We start from the raw sequence: 15,070 nt of genomic DNA on the forward strand, positions 1-15,070 counted from the left end.
ACCTTTGCTTCAGAGAGGGGCATGGGGGCAACTGCTCGTCGGGTTGCTTGAGTTGCCCCAAATGTTGCCCCCCGGGCATACAGGATGTCAAAGGATCTGGACGATCAATCTTGGACAGATGAGACACAAAAAAGCCCGCAAGATGCGGGAAGCTAGGGGGGTTATTCTGCTAAGTCGTTGATTTAGTTGGTGGAGCTGAGGGGGATCGAACCCCTGACCTCCGCATTGCGAACGCGGCGCTCTCCCAGCTGAGCTACAGCCCCTATGTGAGGGTGGTTGATGGCATCGCCTTGGTTGCTGGTGATCGAGACGGTGACTGCTCGGGCGGCGATGCGGTTGAATGTTACCACTGCCGGCGTATCTTGTGAGTCGTCTGTTCTCAACTTTTGCCATCGCTCGGAGCTGTTTGTGCTGGATTCAAAACCGCTGCTCTTTCCCTCTGATTTTCCGCCGATTCGGCGCCGTCGACTGACGACGTTGCAGGTGAATCTCGGTTATCGGTGTAACCAGTCGTGCCTGCACTGCCATGTGGATGCAGGCCCTAAGCGTACCGAGGAGATGAGCTTGGAGACGCTCGATGAGCTGCTGGCCTTTCTGCGCCGTGGCGGCGTGACGCTTTTGGATATCACCGGGGGGGCGCCGGAGTTGAACCAGGTGTTTCGTCCGCTGGTGGTCGCGGCGCGCGAGCTCGGTGTGCGGGTGATGGATCGCTGTAACCTGACGATCCTGGAGGAACCGGGGCAGGAGGATCTCGCGGACTTCTTGGCCGAGCATGAGGTCGAGGTGATTGCGTCCTTGCCCTGCTATCTGCAGGAAAATGTCGATGCGCAACGTGGATCTGGCACCTTTGATTCCAGCCTGCGCGGTCTGCGTGCGCTGAATCTGCGCGGCTATGGTCGTTCCGATAGCCGCCTGTCGCTCAGCTTGGTCTACAATCCGACCGGTGCCAGCTTGCCGCCTTCCCAGTGCGCGCTCGAGACCGAGTACAAGCGCGAGCTCAAGGCGCGCTATGGGATCGACTTCAACCGTCTGCTGACCTTGGCGAATATGCCGATCCGCCGTTTCGGCAGCTGGTTGCAATCGACGCGGCAGTTCGATGACTATCTGCGGCTGTTGAAGTCGGCGCATCAGGCGGCGAACCTGGAGTCGGTGATGTGTCGTGACCTGATCAGCGTCGACTGGCAGGGCTACCTTTATGACTGCGATTTCAATCAGATGCTCGATCTGCCACTGCGCCAAGGTGATAGCGACCATCACAGCCCGAGCCCGAGCCCGAGCCCGAGCCCGAGCCCGAGCCCGAGCCCGAGCCAGCGCGAGCGCCTGCATCTCCGCGATCTGACCTCAGCGGAGCGACTCATGGATCGTCCCATCCAGGTCGGGGAGCATTGTTACGGCTGCACCGCGGGGCAGGGCAGTAGCTGCGGCGGCGCGCTTGCCTAGGGCTTGCATCGCGGCACCGAACCCGAAATGGACGTGACGCTCGGAGGAACCTTTTTGTTGGACTTTGTCACGGCGTCGTCCCTTGGGCTCATCACCTTTGCCGCGGCGGCTGCGACTTCGGTCGATTGACGGAAAGCCGAGCGGATGTTGTTCCCAAACGCCCGCATCTTGGTCTTTGCCAAGTCGCCCGTGCCTGGCCAGTGCAAGACGCGACTGATCCCGGCGCTCGGCGCTGAGGGGGCGGCGCGACTCGCCGAAACCCTGTTGTGTCACACCCTTGAGCGGGTCACCAATGCTCGCCTGGCACCCGTGGAGCTTTGCTGCGCGCCTGAGACGACGCATCCGCTGTTTCTGCAGTTGGCAGCGCGCCTGCCGCTGCGCTTGCAGGCCCAGCGCGGCCCGGACCTAGGTGCCCGACTGCAGGCCGCCGCTGCGAGCGCTCTTGGGCGGGCAGAGCAGGTGCTGCTGATCGGCACCGACTGCCCAGACCTCAACGCCGGCTATCTGCAGCAAGCGCTGCAGGCGCTGGCCAAGCAGAGGGCGGTGTTGGGGCCGGCAGAGGATGGCGGTTATGTGCTGCTTGGCCTGCGCCGAGAGGCCATGTCGGCGCTGCCATTGTTGTTTACGAAGATGCCTTGGGGCACAGCACAGGTCGCGCGGATCACCCGCGAGCGGATGCGCGATGCTGGGTTGGCATGGACAGAATTAGCGAGCCTGGCTGACATCGATCAGCCGGAAGACTTGGTGCTGCTTGAGAGCCGATGACGCCGGTGAAAACCACAGATAGCCATCTGACCTGATCGCCCGGCAGAAATGAATATACAAGAACAGCAGGGCATGAAGCTGGTGGTCTGCAAGTCAGGGCGAATTGCGATATCCCATTGCCAAGGATGTGAGGCTGACTGTTGTTGTCTCCTCGACTTTGGCCATTTTTCCAAGCCCTCATGCTTTTTATAATCAAGGGCTTGCGGTTTGGCAAAAAATCAGCGAGGGGTCTACTTTGGAGGATTCAGGCTTACCGACCCCCTCTAAATTTTCGCCCTCACGGTTTTTCAGGCAGTTAGCGCCCTGGCAGGCCGCCAAAATGGCCAAAGTCGAGGTCTCGTGATCTGTCAGGCCTGGCGTCCTCTGGCCCAAGCGCTGTCGGCAAGGGCCTTGGCATGCGAGGCCTTAGTGAAACAGCCGTAACGGTTTCACCAAGGGGAGAAGCGGGAGATGCTCAGGCGGGTTGATGCAGGATCAGCTCCAACACCAGCTTCGAGCCAAAGTAGGCCAGGATCAGGATGCCGAATCCGGTCAATGTCCAGGAGATCGCCTTGCGACCGCGCCAGCCCCAGAGGCGCCGGCCGAGCAGCAGCCCGCCGAACACCAGCCAGGCGACCACCGAAAGCACCGTCTTGTGCACCAGATGCTGTGCGAACATGTTGTCGAGGAAGGCAAAGCCGCTCAGCAGCGCTAGGGTGAGCAGGATGAAACCGATGCCGATCATCTCGAACATCACTTCTTCCATCGTCATCAGCGGCGGCAGCGCACGGACGAAGCCACCGGGCTTGCGCCCGCGCAGGTAGGAGTCCTGAATCCAGAGCAGCACGGCTTGCACGCTGGCAAGCGTGAGCAGGCTATAGGCGAGCATCGACAGCAGTACATGCAGCTTCAACACCCAGCTGGTGGACTCGCCGAGGAACGGCGTGCTCGGGTAGAGCATATCCAGCATCACCGTGACCCCCGCGAGCGGCAGGACCACCAGGCCGAGGTTTTCGATCGGCTTGGTCAGGCTCGAGAGCAGCAGCGAGGCGACGACCGTCCAGGCCGCCAGAGACAGGGCATTGAAGAACGCCAGATTCAGCGTGTCATGGCTGAAGATGACGATGTATAGCAGCCAGGTGTGCAGGGTCAGCCCGGCGTAGGCGAGGCCGAGCGTGATGCCGCGCAGCTTGGCCGTGTTTGAATCCGGTTGATGCGTGAACAGGCGCCAGCCGATGAGGATGGCTGAGCCGAAGTAGGCGATCAGGGTCGCGATCGAGATGACGACGTTGTTCATAGTCTGCGATCATCGCATAAGCAAGACGGACTGCAAATGTTAGTCAGCACGACAACCACTGCTTTGTGGCGACTCAATCGCGCTGCTTTGACGTAGGTTAAGAAACGGCTGTCGGCAGCCCGCTGGCAGCGCTGGCCCGTTTCCAGTGCATGGGGTGAAGGAACGCGGCCTTCGCCAATAACGCCAAACCGGTTTGTCGACAAGTTTGTCGACAAGTGTATCGCGAGTTTATCGTCTAACAGAATCGATCGAGAGCCCTATGTTCGACAATCTTCAGGATCGCTTCGGTGAAGTACTGAAGGGCCTGCGCGGTCAGGCCCGGCTCACTGAGGATAATATCAAGGAGACCCTGCGCGAGGTGCGCATGGCCCTGCTCGAGGCCGATGTGGCCTTGCCCGTGGTGCGCGGCTTTATCGACCGGGTGCGCGAGAAGGCCTTGGGCGCCGAGGTGACCAAGAGTCTCACGCCCGGGCAGGTGCTGATCAAGATCGTCAACGACGAGCTGGTCAGTCTGATGGGCGAGGCCAATGAAAGCCTCGACCTGCGCCAGCAGCCGCCCGCGGTGATCTTGCTTGCCGGCCTGCAGGGCTCGGGAAAGACCACCAGCGCCGCGAAGCTGGCACGTTACCTCAAGGAGCGCCAGAAGAAGCGCGTGATGGTCGTGAGCTGCGACATCTATCGGCCTGCCGCCATCGAGCAACTGCGCACCGTCGCCGCCGAGGTCGATGCCGTCTTCTTCCCCAGCACCCCGCAGCAGCCGCCCGTCGAGATTGCCAAGGCAGCGCTCGAGGCCGCGCGCCGTCAGGGCCTGGACGTGCTCATCGTCGACAGCGCTGGGCGGCTCGCGATCGATGAGCGAATGATGCAGGAGATCAAGGATCTACATGCGGCGGTGACGCCGGTCGAGACGCTGTTCGTGGTCGACAGCATGACCGGCCAGGATGCGGCCAAGACCGCGCGCGCCTTTCACGATGCGCTACCGCTCACCGGTGTGGTGCTGACCAAGACCGATGGCGATGCCCGCGGTGGTGCCGCGCTCTCGATCCGCGAGATCACCGGCAAGCCGATCAAGTTCCTCGGCGTCGGCGAGAAGACCGATGCACTCGAACCCTTCCATCCCGATCGCATCGCCTCGCGTATCCTTGGTATGGGCGATGTGGTGTCGCTGGTCGAGGAGATGCAGCAGAAGGTCGACCATGAGAAGGCCGAGAAGCTGGCAAAGAAGATCAAAAAGGGCAAAGGTTTTGATCTCAGCGACTTCCGCGATCAGCTTCAGCAGATGAGCTCGATGGGGGGGATGGCTGGTCTGATGGAAAAGCTGCCCGGTGCCGGTCAGCTGCCGGCGCACTTGAAGAGCCAGGTCAACGACAAAGAGATGGTGAAGCTGATCGCCATTGTCGACTCGATGACGCCGATGGAGCGTGAGCATCCGCAGATCATCAAGGGCTCGCGGCGGCGGCGCATTGCCATCGGTTCCGGCACCCAGGTGCAGGATGTGAACAAGCTGCTGAAGCAGTTCACCCAGATGCAAAAGATGATGAAGAAGATGAAGGGTGGCAACATGGCGAAGATGATGAAGCAGATGCAGGGCCGACTGCCGCCGGGGATGGGCGGGTTGCCTCCGGGCGGAGGTTTCCCGCCTGGCGGTGGTTTCCCGATGTAGAGTGGATGCGATGAACGATCGCCGTTTGGCTCATCGCAAGGTCGTTGATGGCTCGCTCGGTCGCTGCCGGGAGCGGGTGGTTGGCAGGAGAGCATGGCGTTGATGGGTATGACGGTCCTCAATGGGCTTATCCAGAACGCGACTCTGCTGTTGGCCCTCGCCTTAGCGCACGGTCTATTCATCACGCGGTTGCCCCGCGATCAGCGCTCAACTCAGGTGTTGGCCGGCCTGCTGTTTGGTTTGACTGCGCTCTTGGGCATGATCTATCCAGTGACGGTCGGCCCCTTGATCTTCGACGGACGCACTGTCGTGATCGGCATCGCTGGGCTGTTTGGTGGTCTGCCCGCCGCGGCGATCTCAGGCCTGATTGCGGCCCTCTACCGAGGCTGGCTTGGCGGTCCAGGGATTTGGATGGGGATTGCGACCATTGTCACCGCGGTCATCTTTGGCGCCCTGTTCCATCGTCTGCGTCGCTCCGGTCAGGTTCGGATCACCGTTTGGACCCTGTGGCTCTTTGGTCTGGCGCTGCATTTGGTCGCGTTGGGCTGGACCGTTCTCCTGCCTGCTGCGCTCAGGGTGCAGGTGCTCACCGACGTCGCACTGCCCTTTTTGGTGGTCTTGCCGGCCATCGCAGTCCTGCTGGGCTTGTTGCTGCGTGAGCAAGAGCGGCGGGTCGACGACGAGCGTGCTCTGCGCGAGAGCGAGGCGCGGCTGCGAGAAGCACGCAGTTTCCTCTCGACGCTGATTGCCACGATTCCAGACCTGATCTGGCTCAAGGACCCAGAAGGGATCTACCTGGCCTGCAACCCGCGTTTTGAGCGTTTTTTCGGCGCGACCGAGGCTGAGATCAAAGGCCGGCGTGATGCGGATTTTCTGTCTGCCGCAGAGGCTGCAGCCTTTCGCCAACATGATCTCAAGGCGATCACTTCCGGTGGCTTAACCGTCAATCAAGAGACCCTGACCTTTGCTGATGATGGGCATCAGGAACAGGTTGAGACGATCAAGACCCCGATGTTCGATGCCGAGGGACAGCTCATCGGGGTGCTCGGCATCGCCCGTAATATCGGGAGTCAGCTGCAGACGCTCGAGGCATTGAAACGCGAGCGCGACCGCATCCACGAGCTGCATGAGCGCATTGAGAAGATCGCCGCCCATGTGCCGGGCATGGTCTATCAGTATCAACGTTGGCCCGATGGGCGCAGCGCCTTCCCCTACGCCAGTCAGGGCGTAAAGGCGATCTACGGCATGGATGCCGCGACCGTCGCCGAGGACGCCAGCCCAGTGTTCGCCGTGCTCCACCCCGATGATCTTGAGCGAATCCAGGTGTCGATCGAGCGTTCCGCCATTGAGCGGACCATCTGGCGAGAAACCTATCGGGTGAGATTCCCTGATGGGCGAACCCAATGGGTGGAAGGCGAGGCCTCGCCGCAGGGCCAGCCCGATGGCAGCGTGCTCTGGCATGGCTACATTCACAATGTTACCGAGCGCAAACATGCGGAGACTCAACTGCGGCTCGCGGCCAGTGTCTTTGCGCACAGTCTCGAGGGGATCGTGATTACCGATGCCGAGAATCGGATCGTCGATGCCAACCCCAGCTTTACCCGGATCACCGGCTATGGAAAAGAGGAACTGCTGGGTCGTGATCCCAAGATCCTGGCCTCGGGTCGGCATGATGCCAAGTTCTATCAACGGATGTGGGCGGCAATCTGTGACGATGGGTTTTGGCAAGGTGAGATCTGGAACCGGCGAAAGGATACTGAGGTTTACCCCGAACTGCTCTCGATCTCAGTGGTGCGTGATGCGACTGGCGAGGTACGACACCATATCGGCGTCTTTTCCGATATCAGTCAGTTCAAGGCCCATGAGGCGGAGTTGAATCGGATCGCCCACTACGATCATCTGACCAGTTTGCCAAACCGGCGTCTGCTCACCGATCGCCTAGAGTTCTCCATCGCCCAGGTCCGGCGTAAGGGCAGTGCGATCGCGGTCTGCTATCTCGATCTTGATGGTTTCAAGCCGATCAATGACCGTTTCGGTCACGCCGTCGGCGATCGCTTCCTGGTCAAGGTGGCCAAGGCTTTGGGACAAGTGGTGCGTGCTGAGGATACGGTGGCGCGCCTCGGCGGCGACGAATTCGTCCTGCTGTTGAACAATCTTGCTCAACCCCAAGACTGCTTTGACTTGCTGCCCCGGATCTTAGCGGCCGTCCGCGATCCGATCCAGATCGGTGATCTGGTACATAGCCTGTCTGCCAGTATTGGCGTCACCCTTTGCCCTCCAGACATTGCGGACCCGGACACCCTGCTTCGACATGCCGACCAGGCTATGTATCAGGCCAAGGAGAGCGGCAAGAACACCTACCATCTCTACGATGCCCAGCAGGATCAACTGCTCCAGGCCCGTCGGCAGAAGCTCGAGCGGATCGGATTGGCCCTGCAGCAGGATGAGCTGGTCCTGCATTTCCAGCCCCAGGTCAATATGATCAGCCGCGAGGTGATCCGCGTGGAGGCCTTGGTGCGCTGGCAGCATCCCGAGCAAGGCTTGTTGATGCCGGCCGCCTTCTTGCCTGATATCGAGGGGACCGAGCTTGAGGTGAAGCTCGATCAATGGGTCATCGAGCAGGTGCTGAAACAGCTCGAGACCTGGAAGCGCGAGTGGCAGCGCTTTGCGGTCAGTCTGAATATCGGTGCTCGCCACCTGTTGCGGCCTGACTTCGCCTCCCGACTCGAGGAGCAGCTGCGCGCGCATCCTGACGTCGCCGGTGAGGATCTGGAGCTGGAGATTTTGGAAACGGCTACGCTCAGCGATTTCGATCAGGCGCAACGGGTCTTGGCCGCCTGTCGCGCGTTTGGTGTGCACTTTGCTCTTGACGATTTTGGCACTGGCTACTCGTCGCTGGCCTATTTCCGCGCCTTACCTGTCGATGTACTGAAGATTGACCAAAGCTTCGTCCGCGACATGCTGCATGACCCGGGCGACAAAGAGATCGTTGAAAGCGTCGTCCAGCTGTCCCATGCGTTCAACCGTCCGGTGATCGCGGAAGGGGTCGAGACTCTGGCGCATGCGGCGATGTTGACCTGGCTTGGTTGCCGTTTTGGTCAGGGCTACGGGATCGCGCGGCCGATGCCCGCTGCGGAGCTGCCGGATTGGGTTTCTCGCTGGTCGGCCGAGGATGTTTGGAGCGACCTCGAGATCACGCAAGCGCGCGACGACCTGCCATTGATGCTCGCGGCTCAGAACCATCGGCACTGGCTGCATGGTTTCCTCAAGCAGCTGGAGCAAGCAGAGGCCGACCAACTTGCCAACCTCAGGCCTGATGATCGGGATTTCGGTCGCTGGTATGCCGGCCCTGGCCGTCGCCGCTACAAGACCTTTGCCGAGTTTCAGCCCATCGGAGTCAAATACGAGCGCATGCAGGCGGTAGCGGCCGATCTGCTCAGCCGCATCCGTTGCGGCGAGATTGAGCCAACCGCAGAGAGTCTGAAGATCCTGCAAAAGGCAAGCGACGACCTACTGACCGAAATCGGGCGGCTCATCCATCGTGTCACGCCCAGTGCTCGGCCGCCAAGTTGAGGCCTCTCGGGGGGGGCTCAGAGGGTGGCCCGATGCTGCAGCGCGACCTGCATCACATCGATGCGGTCGTCCAGGAATCCAGCTTCGCAGTACGAGAGATAATAGCGCCACATGCGCAGGAAGCGCTCGTCATAGCCTAAGGCACGTACCTCGGTCTGGCGCTCGAGGAAGCGTCGATGCCAGGTCCGCAGTGTGCGCGCATAGTCTTTGCCGTAGAAACCGCGCTCAGTGATCTCAAGTCCGGCCGCCTGGGCCGCAGCGTCGAAGCGGTCGACCGTCGGCAGCATGCCGCCCGGGAAGATGTAGTGCTGGATGAAATCCGGGCTCGCCTTGTAATCATCAAAGATGTCATCGGCGATCGTGATGACCTGCAGCGCCGCTGTGCCGCCAGGGCGCAGACGCTCCCGCAGGGTCTCCATGTAGGTTGGCCAGTAATCCTCGCCGACCGCCTCAAACATCTCGATTGAGACGATGTGATCGAAGGTTTCGGTCACATCGCGATAATCCTGCAGTCGGAGTGCGATTTGCGAGCCAAGCGCACTGCCCTGGAAGCGCGCCCGAGCCCAAGCCAACTGCTCCTCTGAGAGCGTGATCCCGGTCAGCCTGAGCCCGCGCTCGGCGGCTGCTTCGGCCATCGCGCCCCAGCCGCAGCCGATCTCCAGCAGGTGCTGACCGGGCTTGGCATCCAGCATGGCGAGCAGGCGTTGATACTTGATCTGCTGCGCCTGAATCAGCGCCTGATCCTCATCATCATTGCTCAGCAGGCTGGTTTGGAAGGCCGCCGGGATATCGGCAGCTTGCACAGCCGCTGGGTTGGCGCCAGTGAATGCGTCCTCTGTTGTCGCGGGCGCTGGCTGCGCGGATCGCTGTAGTGCCTGCTCTAGGGCCGGCTCCGCATAGACAGCGCTGGAGTAGGTCATGCTCGGATCGAGCCAAAGCTGGTAGAAATCGTTGCCTAGGTCATAGTGATAGGCAATGTTGCGCCGGCTGCCCGTGCGGGTATTGCTGCGTCGCTGATGGCGCCGCGGCGACAGTAGCTGATGCAGCGGACCACCCCGCTGGCGCTCGCGCCAACGGTGCTCATTCACCGCAAGCAGGTGCAACAGGGCGGTTGGGTCCGGGCTGTCCCAATCGCCCGCCATCCAACTCTCGCCCAGCCCGAGATGACCCTTGGTGGCCAACCGTCGCGCCATCCGTAGCGGACGACGGATATCGATCTCCGCCTGGGGTCCATCGCGATCGCTTTCTAACAGATAACTGCGACCGCCGAGGCGAAGCCGCAGTTGGCCGGCAGCGATGCGATCGAACAACTGCGTGATCGGCCAGATGACCGGTTTGAGCAGGGTCTGAAAAATCGGGCCAAACAGCGGCTGCTGGAGTCGGGGCAGGGCGGCCTCAGCGGTCTTGTCGCTTGCCATCAGGTCACCTTTGGGTGGGCAGAGTCAGGTTTCGGAACATAGCGCGCACCGCGCAGCCAGATCTTCAAGGCTTGCCAGTGGATGGCGACCATCACCTTGAAGCTCATCAACGGGGTGCGCCGGAACGCCCGCCAGAGGGCGCGATTGGAGAGGGGCTCACCGGCGCCGGATTGGGTCGCGACCAGCTCCAGTCGGCCATCCTTGTGGAATTGGCGGATAAAGACGCCGACCGTCTCACTGGGCTCGGCGAGCCGGAACCGGTATTCGCCCGCCACCTCCATTAAGGGCGAGACATAGAAGCATTTCGAGGCCTTGTCGCGCACTGGCCAGGCCAGTGGCTCGCCGCCGTTGGCCAGCAGATAGAAGTGGGATTCGCCGAAGGTGTTACTGACCTCGGCCAGCACCGCGCGCAGCTGACCGTCGGCATGCTCGCAGTACCAGAGGCTCAAGGGGTTGAATCCGTAGCCGAGCACCCGCGGCATACAGAGCAGACGGATACGCCCTCCGTCGAGATCAATACCCTGCTCGCGTAGCAGTTGATCCGCCCATGGCCGCAGCGGCGAGCCATCACGGGGTCCGTGATCCTCAAGCGCGAAGCGAAACAGGCCAAAGCCCTTGCGGGTGCGCAGCAGCGACGGTAACTGGTCCAGGGCATCCAGGTCGAGCAGCAGGCTGAAGACCTTGTAGGTGAAGCGATACTGCACCGGGAACAGGCGCCGGTGCATCACCTTGGTGAAGTAGATGCGATGTGGATGCTCGCTCATGCGGGTGCGCTCGCGCGATGCCCAGACGCCTGTGATGGGCCAGTCGCAGGTGACAGATCGGGGGATGGTGTTGAGCCGGCTGCCGTCAGGATCGAGGTATCGATGCCAAAGCGGTCGGCCATCGCCACCGCGGAAGCTAGGGCATCCTCATGGAAGCCATAGCCGAAGTAGCTTCCGCAGAACCAGATCCGGTCCTGACCCTGCAGCTTAGACAGCCGCGGCTGGGCATCCATCGCGGCCTGATCGAAGATCGGATGGTCGTAGACCATCTCGGCGATGATGCGCTCCTCGGCCGGTGGGCGCAGCGGATTCAGCGAGACCAGATAGTCCTTGTCGGTCTTCAGCCCCTGTAATCGATTCATCCAGTAGGTCACCGAGACCGCGCAGGTACCGTCCTGCGTCAGCTGAGAGAGGTAGTTCCAGGAGGACCAGACCTGCCGGCGCTGCGGCATCAAGCTGATGTCGGTATGCAGATAGGTGCGGTTCGGCTGGTAGCGGAAGTGGCTCAACAGCTCCTGCTCGGCAGCGCTTGGCTGGTCCAGAAGGGCGAGCGCCTGATCGGCATGACAGGCGAGCACGACCTCGTCGAAGCGGGGACGCTCGCCCGAGACCAGGGTGACCTCGACGCCTTGCGCGGTGCGCCGGACCGCCTGGGCGGCATCGAGCCGCACCTGCTCACGGCCGATCTCCTCGAGGAAGCGCTCGACATAGCGGGCGCTACCGCCGCTGACCGAGCGCCAGAGCGGACGATCGATCAGGTTCAGCAGCCCGTGATTATTGAAGAAGCGCGCCAGGCTCTCGGCCGGGAAATCGAGCATGGTCCGGGTGGGGCAGGACCAAATCGCGGCGGCCATTGGCAGTAGAAAATGATCGCGGAAACGGTCGCTCATGCGCTCGCGCTCGAGCAGCGCGCCGACGCTCAGTCCGTCGAAGCCATCGCAGCGCAGCATGGCCTTGCAGCGCCGATTGAAGCGGACCAGATCGGCGACCATGCGCAGGAAGCCGGGGCTGAGCAGGTTGCGTCGTTGTGCGAACAGGCTATTGAGGCTGTCGCCGGAATATTCGATCTCACCAGGGCCGATCGAGGCCGAGAACGACATATCGCTCTCGCGCGTGGCGACACCGAGGACCTCGAACAACCGGGTCAGGAGCGGATAGTTGGCGATGTTGTAGACGATGAAGCCGGTGTCGACCGCGAGGGTTTGGCCGGCTTCGTCGACGTCGATGGTATGGGTATGGCCGCCGATATAGCTGTTTTGCTCAATCAGGGTGACCTGGTGCTCCCGGCCGAGGAGCCAGGCCGAGGCGAGACCGGCAATTCCGCTGCCGATGACGGCGATGTTCTTTCGCATAGCTAGGGTGTCTTATCGATGTCGACCAACTGCCGGCAGGAAATCTGGACAAGTCCAGCAATTTCAATGGCGGTTCAGCGACTGAGTTGAGGCAGGGGGCTGTTGTCTCGTCGGGGTGCAGGGCTCATGCCCTACATTCTGCCTGAATCGATGCGCGCTGACTGTCGGCGACCGGGCGCGCAACCGCGGCGGCGATAGCCGTTCGTGCTAGTAGCGCATCGCGATGCTTTGTTGGCCTAATCGCATGCTGATAGGGCGCGCAGAATCCTCGACTCAAGCCAGTCGGATGAAAACCCCGGACCCCGGGCCGCGATGAAACCGACATGGCCGCCATGCCTTGCCAGCTCAAGCTGGATGCCGGGACCGAGCTCATGCTCGAAAGGGATGGTGCTCGGGAACATGAAGGGATCATCCGCGGCATGGATGATCAGCGTGGGGGTACGGATCGGGCGCAGATAACCGCGGCAGCTGGCCCGCTGATAGTAATCAAAGACCCCGGCAAAGCCGTTCAGCGGCGCGGTAATCTGATCGTCGAACTGGTTGAAGCCTTTGATCTGACTGAGGTCGACGCTCAGTGGTGCCGGTCGTTGCGCAAACTTTTGCCGGTAGGCCGCCTTGAGGCGGCTGACGAGATAACCGCGGTAGAGCCGGGCGAAGCCGAGCTCGAGCCGCAGCATGGCGTCGCGCAGCACGAAGGGAACCGAGACCGCGACGGCGCGCTCGAGCAGCGGAGCGCCCCATTCGCCTTGGCCCTGGTTCCCGCACTCGCCCAGATACTTGAGCAGCAGATTGCCACCGAGCGAAAAGCCGATCGCCGCCGTCGCGGGGCCTTCCGGGTCCTCGGCCAAGGCTTCGAGCACCGCGCGCAAATCCTCGGTGGCCCCGGAATGGTAAGAGCGTGCAAGGCGGTTCGGCTCGCCGCTGGCGCCGCGCAGATGCATGAAGATGGGTTGGAAGCCGTCGCGCGCGAGCCGATCGACCAGGCTGCCGGCGTAGTGCGAATCGAGCCCACCTTCGAGCCCATGGATGATCAGCACACGCGGCCCCTGAGATCCAGCGCTGAGGGAGAGGTCGATGAAGTCTCCATCAGACAGCTCAATGCGACGCCGCTCAAGCGGTGTCTGCGGCTGTTTCCCGGCGCGGCCTGGGCGGCGAAGCTGCATCAGCAGTTTAGGCCAGAGTGTTTGCAGATGCGGGTTCTTCAGCCACCAGGGTGGCCGGAAGTCGCTGTTGTTGATGCTGCCGTGGTTCATGACGAAATCCATGAGGGTCTGCTTGCAGTGGCCTCCGTTGACGCCTTCTGAGGAGCCCCTGAGATTGTGGCCGATCGGGTCGCTCGCCTATACTGTCGGAATTGCGTGGCCGAGTCATCGCCGAGGCCACCTGCCTGCATCCACCGGATACGACTGACGACAATGAAGAAACCGCTCAGCAGGGCCCGCCGCCCTCTCGCGCTGCTTTGCACGCTTGCGCTCCCTGCGGTGTTTTGGGCTGCGCCAGCCCACGCCGAGGATCTTTTGCAGATCTATGACTTGGCCGTCAAAAGTGACCCGGCACTGCGCGAGGCCGAGCAGAGCTTTTACGCGACTCGCGAGGCCAAGCCGCAAGCCAAGGCATTGTTGCTGCCGAACTTCGGTATCTCTGGGAGTGCCGAGTACAACAGTGTTGAGTCGCGCGGCAGCAACCCGACACAGGGAAGTTTTGACCGGAGTGATACCTTCGACCGCACCAATCTCTCCGCGGTCGTCACACAGTCAGTCTATAACCGTGGCGATTGGATGCGCCTCAGCCAGTCCGACGACACCATTGCCCAGGCCGAAGCGCAGTACCAGAGTGCCGAGATCGACCTGATGGTGCGCACCACCGAAGCCTACTTTGGGGTTCTCGAGGCCTCCGATCAGGTTCGGGTGCAACAGGCTCTGGTCGCCGCTGATGAGCGTCAGTTGGAGCAGTCCAAGCAGCGCTTCGAGGTTGGTCTGGTGGCAATCACGGATGTTAACGACAACCAGGCCGCCTTCGACCGCTCGCGCGCCAACCTGATCACTGCCGAGAACAATCTCAACAATGCCTGGGAAGCTCTGCGCCGCATCGTCGGCCCTGTGCAGGTGCCCCTGGCGCGTCTTGGCGAGCGGCTCCCGCTGACCCCGCCAGAGCCCAATGACATCAATGTCTGGGCCGAGACCGCGCTCGCTAATAACTTCGATATCGCTGCAGCCAAGGCGGCCGCCGAGGCCGCGCGAAAGGATATCGAGATCCAGCGCTCCGGCTATTATCCAAGCGTCAACATGCAGGCCGGATATGACCTGTCGCGCACCGGCGCGGAGTTCGGCACGGACACGGACACTAGCTTTATTGGCCTCAATGTGAACATCCCACTCTATCAGGGCGGCGCCGTGGCCTCGTCGACGCGCCAGGCCGGACACCAATTCCGCGCCGCGCAGGATCGGCTCGACCAACAGCGTCGCGGGGTCACGAATCAGGTCAAGGACGCCTTCCGCGGTATCCTCTCGAGCATCAGTGACGTTAAGGCAAGGCAGGCTGCCATTGTCTCGGCGCGCAGCTCCTTGGAATCCACCGAGGCGGGCCTCGAGGTTGGCACACGGACCCAGGTGGATGTACTCAACGCCCAACGGAATCTCTTCGAGGCTGAGTTCCAGTATCTCGCTGCCCGCTACAATTACATTCTAAACGGCATTCGGCTGCATCAGGCCACGAGTACCCTAACGCGTGACGTGCTGGCCAAGGGCAATGCCTGGTTGACCAATGAGGACATGGTCCAGCCGCCCGCTTACTAAGCGTCCAATCGTCCAATCGTCCAC

General features: G+C 61.7%; 10 protein-coding genes and 1 tRNA gene. 5 read left to right on the forward strand and 6 right to left on the reverse strand.

Annotated elements, in window-relative coordinates; translation table 11 throughout:
* Positions 1 to 187: 187 nt before the first annotated feature.
* Positions 188 to 263 (reverse strand) — tRNA-Ala (locus VBE63_RS15490).
* 145 nt (positions 264 to 408) lie between these two features.
* Between VBE63_RS15490 and arsS the strand changes: the two genes are divergently transcribed.
* On the forward strand, positions 409 to 1,440 hold the full coding sequence (arsS, locus tag VBE63_RS15495) for an arsenosugar biosynthesis radical SAM (seleno)protein ArsS (RefSeq protein ID WP_323683931.1): 1,032 nt from the start codon (positions 409 to 411) through the stop codon (positions 1,438 to 1,440).
* 144 nt (positions 1,441 to 1,584) lie between these two features.
* Positions 1,585 to 2,205, forward strand: coding sequence for a TIGR04282 family arsenosugar biosynthesis glycosyltransferase (locus VBE63_RS15500; protein WP_323683932.1), 621 nt, complete (start codon positions 1,585 to 1,587; stop codon positions 2,203 to 2,205).
* Between the two features lie 454 nt (positions 2,206 to 2,659).
* Here the strand turns inward: VBE63_RS15500 and VBE63_RS15505 are convergent, their stop codons facing one another.
* Positions 2,660 to 3,481, reverse strand: a complete 822-nt coding sequence (locus tag VBE63_RS15505; RefSeq protein WP_323683933.1) for a cytochrome C assembly family protein — start codon at positions 3,479 to 3,481, stop codon at positions 2,660 to 2,662.
* Positions 3,482 to 3,740: 259 nt separating this feature from the next.
* Between VBE63_RS15505 and ffh the strand changes: the two genes are divergently transcribed.
* The gene (gene ffh, locus VBE63_RS15510; RefSeq protein WP_323683934.1) at positions 3,741 to 5,144 is read left to right on the forward strand and encodes a signal recognition particle protein; all 1,404 of its coding nucleotides are present in this window, start codon (positions 3,741 to 3,743) and stop codon (positions 5,142 to 5,144) included.
* Positions 5,145 to 5,246: 102 nt separating this feature from the next.
* Entirely contained in the window at positions 5,247 to 8,717 is a 3,471-nt protein-coding gene (locus VBE63_RS15515; protein ID WP_323683935.1) for an EAL domain-containing protein, read from the forward strand.
* A 17-nt stretch (positions 8,718 to 8,734) separates the two neighbouring features.
* On the opposite strand, the gene VBE63_RS15520 is transcribed toward VBE63_RS15515, so the two are convergent.
* The 4 genes from VBE63_RS15520 to VBE63_RS15535 all read right to left on the reverse strand — a co-directional run bounded on the left by VBE63_RS15520 (position 8,735) and on the right by VBE63_RS15535 (position 13,516).
* Complete coding sequence (locus tag VBE63_RS15520) at positions 8,735 to 10,135, reverse strand: cyclopropane-fatty-acyl-phospholipid synthase family protein (RefSeq protein ID WP_323683936.1); 1,401 nt, start codon at positions 10,133 to 10,135, stop codon at positions 8,735 to 8,737.
* Positions 10,135 to 10,899: a DUF1365 domain-containing protein gene (locus VBE63_RS15525; RefSeq protein WP_323683937.1), complete on the reverse strand. Its 765-nt coding sequence runs from the start codon at positions 10,897 to 10,899 to the stop codon at positions 10,135 to 10,137. Before VBE63_RS15525 ends, VBE63_RS15520 begins: the two co-directional genes overlap by 1 nt.
* Entirely contained in the window at positions 10,896 to 12,251 is a 1,356-nt protein-coding gene (locus tag VBE63_RS15530; RefSeq protein WP_323683938.1) for an NAD(P)/FAD-dependent oxidoreductase, read from the reverse strand. The genes VBE63_RS15525 and VBE63_RS15530 overlap by 4 nt, the downstream gene beginning before the upstream one ends.
* Before the next feature lie 236 nt (positions 12,252 to 12,487).
* Positions 12,488 to 13,516 carry a hydrolase gene (locus VBE63_RS15535; protein WP_323683939.1) on the reverse strand — a complete coding sequence of 343 codons (1,029 nt, stop codon included), beginning with the start codon at positions 13,514 to 13,516 and terminating at the stop codon, positions 12,488 to 12,490.
* A gap of 150 nt (positions 13,517 to 13,666) precedes the next feature.
* Here VBE63_RS15535 and VBE63_RS15540 point away from each other — a divergent pair, with 150 nt between their 5' ends.
* Positions 13,667 to 15,046, forward strand: a complete 1,380-nt coding sequence (locus tag VBE63_RS15540; RefSeq protein WP_416274565.1) for a TolC family outer membrane protein — start codon at positions 13,667 to 13,669, stop codon at positions 15,044 to 15,046.
* Positions 15,047 to 15,070: the final 24 nt, after the last annotated feature.

The sequence above is a fragment of the Lamprobacter sp. genome, assembly GCF_034860625.1.
GTDB lineage: Bacteria > Pseudomonadota > Gammaproteobacteria > Chromatiales > Chromatiaceae > Lamprobacter.

Bases quoted from the DNA above. Each gene is read 5' to 3' on its own strand.
- VBE63_RS15500 (WP_323683932.1), top strand. From the start codon at position 1,585: ATGTTGTTCCCAAACGCCCGCATCTTGGTCTTTGCCAAGTCGCCCGTG.
- VBE63_RS15505 (WP_323683933.1), bottom strand. From the start codon at position 3,481: ATGAACAACGTCGTCATCTCGATCGCGACCCTGATCGCCTACTTCGGC.
- ffh (WP_323683934.1), top strand. From the start codon at position 3,741: ATGTTCGACAATCTTCAGGATCGCTTCGGTGAAGTACTGAAGGGCCTG.
- VBE63_RS15515 (WP_323683935.1), top strand. From the start codon at position 5,247: ATGGGTATGACGGTCCTCAATGGGCTTATCCAGAACGCGACTCTGCTG.
- VBE63_RS15520 (WP_323683936.1), bottom strand. From the start codon at position 10,135: ATGGCAAGCGACAAGACCGCTGAGGCCGCCCTGCCCCGACTCCAGCAG.
- VBE63_RS15525 (WP_323683937.1), bottom strand. From the start codon at position 10,899: ATGAGCGAGCATCCACATCGCATCTACTTCACCAAGGTGATGCACCGG.
- VBE63_RS15530 (WP_323683938.1), bottom strand. From the start codon at position 12,251: ATGCGAAAGAACATCGCCGTCATCGGCAGCGGAATTGCCGGTCTCGCC.
- VBE63_RS15535 (WP_323683939.1), bottom strand. From the start codon at position 13,516: ATGGATTTCGTCATGAACCACGGCAGCATCAACAACAGCGACTTCCGG.
- VBE63_RS15540 (WP_416274565.1), top strand. From the start codon at position 13,667: ATGAAGAAACCGCTCAGCAGGGCCCGCCGCCCTCTCGCGCTGCTTTGC.